General features: G+C 59.3%; 11 protein-coding genes and 2 pseudogenes. 6 read left to right on the forward strand and 7 right to left on the reverse strand.

What is annotated here, in order from left to right:
- Positions 1–69: 69 nt before the first annotated feature.
- Both IPP03_20565 and IPP03_20570 read right to left on the reverse strand, forming a co-directional pair.
- Positions 70–546, reverse strand: coding sequence for a type VI secretion system tube protein Hcp (locus IPP03_20565; protein ID MBL0354914.1), 477 nt, complete (start codon positions 544–546; stop codon positions 70–72).
- A gap of 404 nt (positions 547–950) precedes the next feature.
- Positions 951–2,333: a tetratricopeptide repeat protein gene (locus IPP03_20570; GenBank protein MBL0354915.1), complete on the reverse strand. Its 1,383-nt coding sequence runs from the start codon at positions 2,331–2,333 to the stop codon at positions 951–953.
- A gap of 427 nt (positions 2,334–2,760) precedes the next feature.
- Here IPP03_20570 and IPP03_20575 point away from each other — a divergent pair, with 427 nt between their 5' ends.
- Positions 2,761–3,336: a GNAT family N-acetyltransferase gene (locus IPP03_20575; GenBank protein ID MBL0354916.1), complete on the forward strand. Its 576-nt coding sequence runs from the start codon at positions 2,761–2,763 to the stop codon at positions 3,334–3,336.
- Positions 3,333–3,548 (forward strand): hypothetical protein, encoded by a 216-nt coding sequence (locus tag IPP03_20580; GenBank protein MBL0354917.1) that lies wholly within the window; start codon positions 3,333–3,335, stop codon positions 3,546–3,548. Before IPP03_20575 ends, IPP03_20580 begins: the two co-directional genes overlap by 4 nt.
- Positions 3,549–3,665: 117 nt before the next feature.
- Here IPP03_20580 and IPP03_20585 read toward each other — a convergent pair.
- A protein-coding gene (locus tag IPP03_20585) for an IS3 family transposase (GenBank protein MBL0354918.1) occupies positions 3,666–5,226 on the reverse strand; the annotation gives its coding sequence in 2 pieces (ribosomal slippage) (positions 3,666–4,788 and positions 4,787–5,226; 1,563 coding nt in all).
- Between the two features lie 170 nt (positions 5,227–5,396).
- On the opposite strand from IPP03_20585, the gene IPP03_20590 reads away from it, so the two are divergent.
- Positions 5,397–6,125 carry a hypothetical protein gene (locus IPP03_20590; GenBank protein ID MBL0354919.1) on the forward strand — a complete coding sequence of 243 codons (729 nt, stop codon included), beginning with the start codon at positions 5,397–5,399 and terminating at the stop codon, positions 6,123–6,125.
- A 15-nt stretch (positions 6,126–6,140) separates the two neighbouring features.
- On the opposite strand, the gene IPP03_20595 is transcribed toward IPP03_20590, so the two are convergent.
- The 3 genes and pseudogenes from IPP03_20595 to IPP03_20605 all read right to left on the reverse strand — a co-directional run bounded on the left by IPP03_20595 (position 6,141) and on the right by IPP03_20605 (position 8,068).
- Positions 6,141–6,917: a DUF2272 domain-containing protein gene (locus tag IPP03_20595; GenBank protein MBL0354920.1), complete on the reverse strand. Its 777-nt coding sequence runs from the start codon at positions 6,915–6,917 to the stop codon at positions 6,141–6,143.
- Between the two features lie 221 nt (positions 6,918–7,138).
- Entirely contained in the window at positions 7,139–7,369 is a 231-nt protein-coding gene (locus IPP03_20600) for a hypothetical protein (protein MBL0354921.1), read from the reverse strand.
- Between the two features lie 177 nt (positions 7,370–7,546).
- Positions 7,547–8,068 (reverse strand): annotated as a pseudogene (locus IPP03_20605) (IS110 family transposase).
- A 284-nt stretch (positions 8,069–8,352) separates the two neighbouring features.
- Between IPP03_20605 and IPP03_20610 the strand changes: the two are divergent.
- Positions 8,353–8,967: a tyrosine-type recombinase/integrase gene (locus IPP03_20610; protein ID MBL0354922.1), complete on the forward strand. Its 615-nt coding sequence runs from the start codon at positions 8,353–8,355 to the stop codon at positions 8,965–8,967.
- Positions 8,859–9,473, forward strand: a pseudogene (locus IPP03_20615) (IS5 family transposase). The gene IPP03_20610 and the pseudogene IPP03_20615 overlap by 109 nt, the downstream one beginning before the upstream one ends.
- A 149-nt stretch (positions 9,474–9,622) precedes the next feature.
- On the opposite strand, the gene IPP03_20620 reads toward IPP03_20615, so the two are convergent.
- Positions 9,623–9,898, reverse strand: a complete 276-nt coding sequence (locus IPP03_20620; protein ID MBL0354923.1) for a hypothetical protein — start codon at positions 9,896–9,898, stop codon at positions 9,623–9,625.
- A gap of 205 nt (positions 9,899–10,103) precedes the next feature.
- Between IPP03_20620 and IPP03_20625 the strand changes: the two genes are divergently transcribed.
- On the forward strand, positions 10,104–11,777 hold the full coding sequence (locus IPP03_20625) for a tetratricopeptide repeat protein (GenBank protein MBL0354924.1): 1,674 nt from the start codon (positions 10,104–10,106) through the stop codon (positions 11,775–11,777).
- Positions 11,778–12,288 lie beyond the last annotated feature (511 nt).

Below are 12,288 nucleotides of genomic sequence, written 5' to 3' on the forward strand. Positions count from 1 at the left end.
GAAAAAAAACCCGACCCTGCGAAGGGGGCGTTAGTACCTGCGCAGGTCGGGCTTACGTGAAAGCGCTCGCTAAACCTTCTGGTTCTTGCGAATATTCCAGCCCGCCTGGACAACCGCGTCGGGTGAGCCATCGGGCTTCTGCGGCGTATACTCAATTTTGTATTCACCGAAATTGAGGGCGACATTCTCTGTCAGACGATCCTCACCGCCGCTACCGCCGGCAGTTACCGATGAGACGATGACTTCCTTCATCGTCAGTTTGAGGTACTCCAGTGGCCTCTCGCCTGCCTTGCGCACCGTGAGCATGGCCTCCTTGTAGTGCTTGCCGTTGCAACACGACAGCATCATGCCGGGCGACGCCTTATCGAGATACTTCGAAATCGAGATGTCATTGACTGACACCTTGCCTGCCTTGTCGCCGCTTTGGAGCGTACCTGTTCGGCTCATGCCCCAACTCCAAGCCAGCACGTCGATCTCATCCTTATGCTTGTCGTCCTGAGATTCGCCTTTGATGTCGTCCAGCTTGAGAAACATGTCAATTGCCATTCTGGCCTCCTGTAATCAGTTCGATCGAGTCCTGCTCATCGCCAAGCCCGACTTACCCTTGTGCCTTTGCAGAAACGATCGGAGCTTGGGTAAATACTGAACGCAAATTCACTTGACTCAGTATATGCCCATCGATCGTTTTCGGTCAATTCTGGTGCGCCAGCGTCCGTGCTGCTCCAGAATCGCCGTGGTCGACAATGCCTGCAGGTTTGGCCACGTGGGCTTGGTCTTTCGCCTTGGGGAATAACCGGCCAATATCAAGACTTACAGGTTTGCAGTCAGCAGGCCTTTTCTCTCGCCTTCAGACTGACAGGACCCCTGACGGTCGGGACGCTGGGCTGGCGATCGTCGGTCCTTGGATCATCCAGTGTTGCTCCAATCGATGCTTGTCGCGGCGCGGGTTCTCATGACGAGCCCTTCGCCAGATTCGCCGGAACGGGCTTGCGCGCGGTGACGACCAGTCCTTTGACGGCTGAACCGCCTTCGCGGCGCAACACTGCGGAGTCGATTGCCTCGACGACGAGAAATGAATCCGAGAGTATCCGCGCTACGTAACCCCGATGGTGGCTGTATCGGCCGTGCGGATTGATGCGGTATCCCTCGGTCGAAGTGTCATCGAAAGCTTCCTCGACTGTAAAGACGAGCAGCCCATCCGGCCGCAGCGCGCTGGCTGCTGCCATTGACACCGCCTCGAGGCTGCCGAAGTAGACCAGGGTGTCGGCCGAGACGATCAGGTCGAACGCATTGCTCCGACGACGCAAGTGCGCTGTCAGTTCGTCCTTCACCAGTTCAGCGTAGACACTTCGACTGCGTGCGCGATCCAGCATGCCCGCCGACAGATCCACCCCGGTCAGATGGCGGACGTAGGGTGCAATCAGCGGGCCACACAGACCCGTTCCACATCCGGCATCGAGACCGTCAAGCGCGCCGGCAGGGGTGCCGCATGCCCGGGCCACCGCCTCGGCGACCAATTGGGGAGCACAGTAGTCAAGGCGTCCCAGCTTGGCGTCGAAGCTCGCGGCGAAGCCGTCGAAAGTCAGTTCGACATAGTCGTCCGGTGCGCGCTCGGGCACACCGTGTCCCGAACACGCCGCATACATGTGCTTGGCAATCGGGTTGTCCGGCTCGTCGACCAGCCAACTGCGAAATACCTCGGCTGCAGCATTGGTCTGACCAAGCGTGTAGTATGCGATGCCGAGCAGTCGCCGAGCCTCGGGGTGGTGGGGGGTCAGCGTGATCGCCTTGCAATAGTAGGCAACCGCCTCTTTGATCTGTCCTCGCCCGGATAGCAGGTTCCCCATATTATTGTAGGCATCCGGCTGTTCGGGAGCGAAATCGATTGCCTTCCGGTAAGCTGCGGCGGAGCTGTTGAACTCCCCAAGCGCCCGCAGGGCCGCACCGAGGTTGTTCCAGGCATCCACGTGATCGGACTGCAACGCGAGCGCCTGGCGATAAGCTTTGGCCGCTTCGACTGCACGTCCACATTCGACCAGCACGTTGCCGAGGTTGTTGTAGCGGTCCGCTACCCCGGGTTCGAGCGTGATCGAACGCCCAATCAACTCGACCGCATCTTCACTGCATCCACGGTGGTGGAGCAGTATGCCGAGGAAGTGCATCGCATCGGCGTTGTCGGGGGCAACGTCAAGAATCCTCCGATACAGCTTCTCGGCGTCTTCGTATTCGCCCAAGCGATGAATGTGGATCGCCAGCGCAAGCGCCTCAGCCACGCCGAGTTGCAAGGGGGCATCTCGTTCCTTCAGAAATTCATCGCGGGAGGATTCGGACATCGCGGATAGCGGGACAGGAAAGCCAACGCCGAGAGTATATGTTTTCTGTCAATCGACGGAGAAATCCTGGTTGCGCCCGGCGTCTCCCTGGCGAGGGCGCGAAACTGGGCTACGAGGGAAGGGCGTGTCGTGAACACGACATGCCGGCTGCTGCGGTCGACCGCGTAAAAGATGGAGAATCGAGTATCAGGGCAAAAGCAAGGGCAAGTACGACACCCCGAGCGGTTTGAGTATTGAGCCTAAAAGTCGCAATTGACCAAGTGCAATCCAGTTGCAACTCAGGCAAGCAATGGTTTTGACGTTACAACGGGCAGCCAGACGATGGTTGAGGCGAAATTCGAGCGATCAAAGCGCGAAGAAATGCCTTCGTCGTGTATTGCTGTCGAGACAGCCGGGGGGTGGGTATAAGTGCGCAGGGAATCGGAGAGTGCGGGGACGCAAGCCCGGCTTCCGCCGCTTCGCGATCCGCCCCTACCCGAAGGAACTGGAACGGCAAGACGATTGGGAGAGTCGCAGGCTCCTGATTCGGCCGATTCGACCGGAGGATGAGCCCCTGCTTGGCGAACTGCTCAATTCCCTTACTATTGAGGATTCGCGCATGCGCTTTTTCGACTCGACCAGGACCCTGCCGCGGAGCCGCCTCGCCCGCTTCTCCCAGATCGACTACGATCGCGAAATGGCGCTGGTGGCCATCGAGCGCGGAAACGACCGTGTCGAGCATGCCTTGGGAGAGGTTCGGGCGGTTGCCGATCCCAGTAAGTTCGCGGACTTCGCGATCGTTGTCGCCTCAGAAATCAAAGGCAGGGGACTCGGGCAACTGCTCCTGCAGAGCCTGATCAGCTACTGCTGCGGCCGCGGCATCGGAGAATTGCGCGGTGAAACACTGGACGGCAACCTGCGCATGCAGCGTCTCGCACGACGCCTCGGCTTCACCGTGACGACCGGATCTGACCGCGGGACGATGGACCTTCGTCTTGTGTTGAACCCGCACGAAAAGGCGTGACGGGTTCCGCGAAAAGTCTGACGGGCAGGTTCGATCCGGGCGAGGCCATCCGCGTCACCTTGTGCCCCCTGCATCTTGCCGGAAAGCAACAACTCGACCACAACGAATTTCTCGAAGTCATTGCGCTTGCGCCGGAGGTTGCGACGACTGCGGTCTGGAACGGCTCTGAACATAATTTGGCCATTTCCGCGGTCGACCGCGGAAATGGTTAGAAATCGGTTTTCCGATCGGAGTTCGAGGGCGTCTATCGATCCTTTGCAGCCATCAGCATTGCTTTGTCATAGGGCAACTTTATAAACCGGCGCGCGTCAAGATAGTTGTCGCCTCGGTCATGCAGCCAATGGCGGAATAAGCTTGTCTTCCAGATGCGCGTTGGCGATGCAATCGCGATCTGGATTGAGGGTCACTACACCGACCGGCGTCCAATTTCGTGTCTGACCAGTCCAGCGCGCCGGGTTCAGATCACGCGCTGAGGTATAGACGGCATGTCGGGCCGCGAGAATGGCGAGATCCTCGCCGGCATGGCGCTGGGCTGGGCTGACATAACGAATGCCACTGTGCCGATGCTCGACGTTGTACCAGTGCACGAAGCTGACTGCCCAGGTCCTGGCGTCGTTGAGCTCGGCAAAGCCGTTAGCAGGAAACTCAGGGCGGTATTTGGCCGTCCGAAACAGCGATTCCGCGTAAGCATTGTCATCACTGACTCGGGGTCGAGAATACGAGGGCCTGACTCCCAGCCAGTTGAGCATCGCCAGCACCGTCGTGGCCTTGAGCGTCGAGCCGTTGTCGCCGTGCAGAACAGGCTTGGTCGCGAGTGCGGCAATCCCCTCGGCGAGCGCCGTACGGCGCACCAGATGCGCGGCATGGTCGGCGTGATCGCTGCCGTGCACCTCCCAGCCGACAATCTTGCGGCTATACAGGTCGAGGATGAGATAAAGGTGAAACCAGTGCCCCTTAACCTTGCCTGGCAGATAAGTCATGTCCCAGCACCACACCTGGCGCGGCGTGGTGGCAATGTGCGTGGTCGGCACTCGCTGTTGCCTGGGCGCCTTGGCCCGTCCTCGGAGGGTGGTTTGACCGTGCTCACGCAGCACTCGGCTGAAGGTGGATTCGCTGGCCAGGTAAATCCCTTCATCAGCCAGCATCGGCACCATGCGCGCTGGCGGCACGGCCGCAAAGCGTGGCTCGTTGGCCACGGCAAGCACCTGCGTGCGTTCGGCCTCACTGAGCGCGTGCCTGGGCGTCGGGCGCATGGACAAGGGCCGGCGATCTGCGCAGATGCCGCCCTCAATGGCTTTCCAGCGTTGCAAGGTGCGTAACTCGATGCCGGCTACCTCGCAGGCAAGCCTGAGCCGAGCACCGGCGACATGGGCGGTATGGATGTCTTGGGCCAAGGCTTGGCGATCTTCAAGGCCGATCATTCGGCATCGCCTTTGTTGAAGATCGCCGCGACTTTTTTGAGAGAACTAGCAGGGCAGCGGTTTCAGCGAGTGCCCGGTCCTTGCGTAGCAATTCGCGTTCGAGTTCCTTGATGCGTTTGCGGTCTTGTCGGGTTGCTTGCGGGCTGGCTCTGACTTCTTCCGGTTCGGCCAACGCTGTCGTGGCGCTGGCCCACCATTTGATCAGCTCGTCCGGATAAACGCCGTGCTCTCGACACCACGCGCTTTTGCTGGTTTCGTCCAGCGCCGCAGTGACGATCACCGCCTCCAGGCGCGCCGCCACAGTCCATGCCCGCCCTCGGGCGGGCATGGACTGCGCGTCATCTCGCCAACGCTCAAGGGTTCCCGAACCAATGCCTACTTCACGGGCCACCACATCTATTGCTGCATTTTCCGGCGCCAACAATCGTGCTACCGCTCTACCTTTGAACTTCTCTGAATACCTTGCCATTTCCATCCTTTGTCGCCGCCCCAGGGGGAGATTCTATCGAGGCGACAACTATTCTGACGTAGGGGGGTTTTGGCGAGTCAAGTCCAAAATCTGCTGTAAATACTCTTCGATCCGATGAATGACGAATGGTTTTCAGCTAGCGAGGGCAACAACGTTGTTGCCCTCGCTAGCTGCGGCGCGGGAAAGGCAAGGACGGCGAACTGAAGCTCGCCGGCTGGGAGGCCTCAAGGCGCGTGCTGGTTCTGCGCCGCCCACTCAAGGGTGAGATCGTGGTTGCCCAGGAAGACAGCGGCCAGCAACTGCTGGGCTTTGTCGAGGCGAACCGCAAGACCGGCAAACAAATCACCGGCTATGAGTATTCGGTATTGGTCACCAATACCGCCTATGAGATTCTCAGCCTGGGCCAACTCTACCGTGACCGTGCGGATGCCGAAAACACCTTTGACGAACTGAAGAACCAGTGGGGCTGGGGCGGCTTCACCACGCATGACCTGCATCGCTGCCAGCTCTCGTCCCGTGCGGTAGCGCTGATCTACGACCAAAGGAAGTCCCTGTGGGACAACTGGTGGAGTCTGTTCGTACGTTTGGCCAATTCCGGAGCGCGCCGCGAAGCCATCACCAGCCGGCCATGGTTGATGTCGTCGGTTGGACGCAAGACCGAGCATGCAGGCCAGACAACGATCACGCTGACCGGTTTGCACGCCCATTTCGGCAAGGCACGGGAAGCTCTGATGCGTGTCTCTGCTTTGCTTCAGGGCTGGGTCACCTCTGCTGCGGAGCAGTTGAATGTGACATCCCTCTGGCAACTCGTCTGCGATCATCTCAAGCGCGTTCTAGCCGGTGTCGGACCACCTCTCGCCCACCAATTTCTTGAGAATCATGCGAATGGAATCGGGTAACTGCGGTTTTTAGGATTAGTCCAAGCGGTTTTCGATAATCAAGAACCATGGCCTACGACTCGTCGATTGCACATAGCCATCTTGGGACAAGGTCAAAATGGTTTTTGAAACCGAATTGCGGACATTACCGCCGATGACTTGCAAGGTTTCGCCGTTGGATTCCACGACGATATCGCAATGCAGCCTTGAACTGATGAGTGAGACCGGGAGTTCCCTGATCACATCCGTAGGCGTGTAGTTGCTCCGCACGGCACAGATCAAATCCCCTGGTTTGGGTTTGTACTGTTCAATGGTGTGGGGAATGAAGACCGCGTCTGGGTTGTTTGCGTTGGCAAGAAAATGGTGAAGATAGACCCAGTGGGCGCCACTTGGTGGGAAAAGCGACTTGGATACATCGACCGTCTGCATGATCCAACTAATGAAGGCGGCAGACCAAGGCTGCTTGCAGTCGTACCCCGATAGCCGGGATTTGCCTACTGCACGCCAATACTGGTTAATCCGGTCACTGTGGCTATCATCCTCATCCTCCCAAATCCCAACATGAGGAATACTCTCGTCATAGCCATCGATTACGACTAACTGCTGGCCAAAATATTGCCATTCGGACTTTGCAGCCTCAGTAATCTTGTATCTCCAGGAACCCTCCGGTAGCGATTCCAACACCTCAGCACCAAGTACGACTTCGGCTGCCGGTTCCTCTGCATTCCGTTGCATTTCTGGCCGAACAGGCATCTTAGATGCTGAGGTGCAGCCAGTTAAGGCCAGAAACAAAACGACACGCAGAGTCTTCATTTTCTAGGCCGCAACTTGGTCAGTCCAGATAGCAAGACCAGATTGCCGTTTCGTGGAAATTTATAAAATGGGCAGTTTAGGGGTGCGGCATGGAATGGTAGCTTATTACCATGCTCTTCAGGGTTGCCGTGGTGCATCTCAACTTGATGGTGAACAAGTGATTGAGCTATGGAAGCAACAGACACTATATGGATCGTGATGGTCGACTACGACGGCTTGCCCTACGACCGGAACCGTGGCTGGTCGCAATTGGCCGGTGTGGCGTCTTCATCTATGGCGCTACCGAGGGCCATACTGTCGCTAACCACAACTGCGGCTAGAACAGCAAGGCTGATGGTGATGACGGTGTGTATGGCAAGCTTCAACCATTTCCGGGCATGGAACGTTGAGCCCTCGATCGTACGCTCGACGAGGATGCCGTTTTCGTAGCGTTCGCGGATGATCTTGGGCATGTGGGCTAACCAGTGAATTTAGTACTCACGCTGTCGCTATACGCGAACTTTACATCGATACCGCCCGCCGCGAATAAATGACCAAGAGAAGAATTGTCAGCGTCACCAGCCATCCGACGATATAGATTACCATGGCGCGCTGGGCCTTTTCTTTTTCCAGCCAGGTTCGCGGACGGACAGCCGATCCACCAGTCGCTGCAATGCTTCAGCCAGACCTTTCCTGATGCCGGCCTTGCCTTGTGCCATCACTTCGCCATATTCCGTCAGCAGCCCGCGCAAACCATTGATCTGCGCCGTGCGAAACTTCACCAACTGTTGGCGCATGCGGTGCAGAGCCAGAATCGCTTGCTGCTCCTCGGTCTTGACCGCCACCGCCTTGACACCCGGCTGCTGCACCGCCGTCCAGATGGTCCGGGCATCGTGCGCGTCGTTCTTGTTGCCGCCGACAAAGGGGCGTACTGCCTTGGCGGGCATGAGCTTGACCTGGTGGCCCATCGCGACGAGTTTCCTCGCCCAGTGCTGTGCGCCGCCGCAGGCTTCCATGCCGATCAGGCAGGACGCCCGGTTGGTAAAGTGCGCCAGGAATTTCTCGCGCTTGAGCTGCAAACTCACGATTTCTCCAGTCCCCATGTCGATCCAGTGCAACTGAAACACCCTCTTGGCGATATCCACGCCGACTACGGGTTTGCTATCCTTCATTTCGGACCCTCCGGTTTGCCTGTGAAGATCTTCGTATCTTCCACCTTGGGTACTTCGATGCCGTCGGCCCGCGAGGGTCCATCTCTCAACGCGTTACCACCGCAGGGTTATCCACGGCGCCGTGCACCGGCGGTCCTTCTATCTCCAGAGGTGACTGGCGCCGTGGGTAACTCGTGTTCAGCGCTCACGGGGTGGGAGGCGTCCATACCATTTCCTTGGCAAGAAATGTTCGGGCGTCGGCAATCGGACCGACGCCAACCTGACGTCACCTGGCAGGCCTGCGGATGCTCTTCGACTGGCTGGTGATCGGCCAGGTCATCGCGGCGAACCCGGCCAACTCGGTACGCGGTCCGAAACACTCGGTCAAGAAAGGCAAGGCCCCGGTGCTCCGTGCCGACGAAGCCCGTGCGCTTCTTGATGGAATCGATACCAGCAAAGCGGTTGGGCTACGCGATCGCGCGCTGATCGCTCTCATGGTGTACACCTTCGCGCGTATTGGCGCAGTGGTGGGCATGAAGGTTCAGGATGTCTATGTGCAAGGCCGACGAACCTGGGTGCGCCTGCGCGAGAAGGGGGGCAAGCAACACGAAATGCCCTGTCATCACAGTCTCGATGAATACCTGCACGCCTACATCGAAGGCGCACAGATCGGCATTGAGGGCAGGGGGGTTCTGTTCCGCACAGCCATCGGACGGACGGGTCAACTCACCGAGCGCGCAATGAGTCAGGCGGATGTGTACCGGATGATTCGGCGGCACGCCAAGGCCATTGCCTTACGGACAGAAATCGGCAGTGGGAGAAGGCCGGGGTGTTTGAAGCCCTATGGAAGCGCGGGCTTGCCGAATACGACGACCTTGAAGGTATCGCCTGGCGCTGGCAATGCCTTGACGGCGCGATGATGAAGGCCCCGATGGCGCAATCAAGCGTTGTACCCAATCCAACGGACCGAGGAAAAAAATGGGAGCAAGCGTCATTTGCTGGTGGACGGTCGTGGCGTCCCGTTGTCGCTCGTCGTGACCGGCGCCAATCGGCACGACGTCTCTCAGTTGGCGGCTGTGCTTGAGGCCATTGTCGTCAAGCGAGCGTCGCCACCCAAGCGGCGAAGCAAACACCTTTGCGCTGACGCCGGCTACACCGGCGCGCCCGCATTGGCGATCATCACGAGCACGGCTACATCCCCCATGTCAAAGGGCGTGGGCAAGAGGCCGGCGAACTCAAACGTGACCCCAGGAAGAAAGCCCGGCGCTGGATCGTCGAAGTGGCCCACAGCTGGTTCAACCGCTTCCGAAAGTTGTTGGTGCGACACGAGAAGCTTGAGCGCAGTTTCTTGGCGCTCAACCACCTGGCCGCATCAATCATGGCGTTCAGAAAAATTAAACTGAAAGTGAATATTATTTACGGATAAGTTCTTAGTCGTTATGAGGTTTGAAAAGTGGTCATTGCAGAACGTCCGGTATTGGTACGCGGTGACTGGCGGAAAAGGCCGAAATGCAACCTCACGACCAAAGCCATGCGCGACCATTTTGGACTCGACAATTGCTTGACCTCCTGCGGTCAACCGGAAAAATCGGCCAGAATTGAAGCCCGTTCCATTTCTGCCGCCTTCCTCCATGCCTTCTGAGCAACCCTACCCAGGCTTTCTGTCAGCGTTCCAATAGTTGCTCCTTGTCGTTGCGGAACGAGAGCGGCAGCGGGCGGTTGCAGCGCCTCGCGCGTGATCGCGCCGATGGGGGGCTTCGGGTCGGATAGCCGGTGGGGTAGCTTGCGCATCCGCATGTCGTCGATCGTGCGTTGACGCAACGGGCTGATGCTTTGGGTCATGATGGTCATGGCGCTGCTTATGTCGAGTAACGAGGCGGATTGCCTCAGTTCTCAACATGGGAAACAGCACGCCAATCTCAAAGATACTCAGCAGCTTATGCGTAGCCTCTACCGCGCGAGCGGTTTAGCCCAAGGGCAGCATTTGGTCATCTGCCATCCTGAATCTGTATAGAATAGCCGATCACGATTGCCCTCTGAGAAAGGGATCTCTCCCATGACGCGACCCCGTCTTTTCCTCTCGGCAGTCAGCGCGGAACTGCGCAGCTTACGGCAAGCGGTCGCGCGGACGGTTCGTACACTGGGTTACGACCCCGTATCGCAAGATGACTTTCCAACTGGGTATGGCGAGTTGCGCCAGTGGCTACGTGAGCAGATTGACGGTTGCGAGGGAGTGATCCAACTCGTCGGCCATGCCTACGGTGCCGAGCCGCCCGAGGCGGATCGGGATTTTGGCCGTGTCTCCTACACCCAGTTCGAACTGCTTTATGGCGTCCGCCAGGGCAAAAAGACTTGGGTTATCGTCATTGGCGATCAGTGCCACCGCGACAAGCCCACCGAACAACTCGACGTGCCGGACAACGTCGGGATTCTTGACCCGGCAGCCGCTCGGGACTTTCAGGCCGAACGCCGGGCGCTTCAGCAGGCCTACATCGAGCGTCTCAAGCGCGACAATCACCTGCGCCACACCGCGAACAGCGACGTCGAACTCGAACTCATCATCCTGAAACTGCGCGACGAGCTCGCCGCGTTGCGCCAGCGCGAAGAAGACAGGGAGCGTCGTTTGTGGGGTGAGATCCAGCGCTTGAGCTCCGATGTTCAACAGGTTGCCGAGGTGAATGCCGCGAAGATCCGCGCCCACCTGCTGACCACCATCGAGGAGACCCATCGCCGCGAGTTGGCGGTAGCCGAGGCGGCGCCGGATTGGCAGGAGCGTGAGCGACGGCGCGCAGCAGCCGACGCTGCGCATGCCTCTCGTCTGTTGCGTATCGAGGAACTGGCGGCCTCGTTCGCCGAGATCGAGGGCCGCGGCAGTGCCAGCAGCGTGTTTCAGGAGATGAGTCGCATTCTGGCCGAACAAGGAGTCGACGAAGCGATCGCTTACGTGGCCGCGAAGCGCCCGGCCATCCTGCAGTCGGTGCGCAATCGTGCTGCAGCAGCCCGCGAGCGTAACCGCAGCGAGCTCGAGCCGCTGTTGAGTACCGCCGCGCTGTACGAGGCCAAGGGTCAGTCTGTCGAGGCGCGCTCGCTGTATACCGACATCCTCGAGATCGAACCGGATTGGCCGCAAGCCTTACATTTGTTCTTCTGGTTCCTCGCCAATGCGGGAGATTCGGCGCGAAGCTACGCTTTCCTGGCCGATGCCTGGCGGGACTACGAAGAAGCCCATCTGCTCTCTCAACGCCTGATCGACAGCGACCCGGCCAATACCGGGTGGCAGCGCGACCTCTCGGTCAGCCACAACAAGATCGGCGACGTGCTGGTGGCGCAGGGCGATGGCGCGGGGGCGCTGGCCGCGTACCGCAAGAGCCTGGCGATCCGCGAGGCGCTGGCCGGGCGCGACCCGGCCAATACCGGCTGGCAGCGCGACCTGTCGGTCAGCCACAACAAGATCGGCGACGTGCTGGTGGCGCAGGGCGACGGCGCGGGGGCGCTGGCCGCGTACCGCAAGAGCCTGGCGATCCGCGAGGCGCTGGCCGGGCGCGACCCGGCCAATACCGAGTGGCAGCGCGACCTGATCGTCAGTTACGTCAAATTGACCGAAGTATGCGGTGACAAAGTGTACGTGCGCAAGGCGCTGAAAATTGCCGAACACTTGCTGCAGCGCGGCCTGCTTGCACAGCGCGATGCCTGGATGATCGAGGAGTTGAACCGACGTGCCGCACAATGAGCGAGGCTTTTACGCCGACGACTGCATTCGAAAGAGGTGCTTCAAATGTTTCGTTTGAACTTGTACCCGTCGCTGCTCACGGCGGGCCTGATCGGCGGGTTTCATGTCAAGGGTTGTAAGGTGCCAGCCCTCAGCGGCATGGCAGCCGGGAACGGGATCTGCGCATTGGGCTGGCGTCAGACAAGCGCCGAGGGAAGAAACCGCGGGGAGCACGACGGCTATATCGGGAAAGGCGACGGGCTATGTCCTCGTCGTCACGGAACACTGGGAGAGTGGCAGCGGGCGGTTGCAGCGCTTCGCGCGTGATTGCGCCGATGGGGGGCTTCTGGTCGGACAGACGGTGGGGGGGGTAAGCCTGAGAGTGGTTGGCATGTACTGACCAGCCTGTGGGAAACTGACGGTGCGCTGCCCCCGATGAAGAAGCCGGTCGGCAACTACAACGTCTGGAACAAGATCAGCAAGTCGGAAGGAATGAGCCTCTGAGCAGGCAGGCCACGCTGCGGTTTTGGGC

Source organism: Candidatus Dechloromonas phosphoritropha, from assembly GCA_016722705.1.
In the GTDB taxonomy this organism is placed as follows: Bacteria; Pseudomonadota; Gammaproteobacteria; order Burkholderiales; family Rhodocyclaceae; genus Azonexus; species Azonexus phosphoritrophus.

Coding starts and splice junctions, on each gene's coding strand:
- IPP03_20565 (MBL0354914.1), bottom strand. CDS start 546: ATGGCAATTGACATGTTTCTCAAGCTGGACGACATCAAAGGCGAATCT.
- IPP03_20570 (MBL0354915.1), bottom strand. CDS start 2,333: ATGTCCGAATCCTCCCGCGATGAATTTCTGAAGGAACGAGATGCCCCC.
- IPP03_20595 (MBL0354920.1), bottom strand. CDS start 6,917: ATGAAGACTCTGCGTGTCGTTTTGTTTCTGGCCTTAACTGGCTGCACC.
- IPP03_20600 (MBL0354921.1), bottom strand. CDS start 7,369: ATGCCCAAGATCATCCGCGAACGCTACGAAAACGGCATCCTCGTCGAG.
- IPP03_20610 (MBL0354922.1), top strand. CDS start 8,353: ATGCTCTTCGACTGGCTGGTGATCGGCCAGGTCATCGCGGCGAACCCG.
- IPP03_20620 (MBL0354923.1), bottom strand. CDS start 9,898: ATGACCATCATGACCCAAAGCATCAGCCCGTTGCGTCAACGCACGATC.
- IPP03_20625 (MBL0354924.1), top strand. CDS start 10,104: ATGACGCGACCCCGTCTTTTCCTCTCGGCAGTCAGCGCGGAACTGCGC.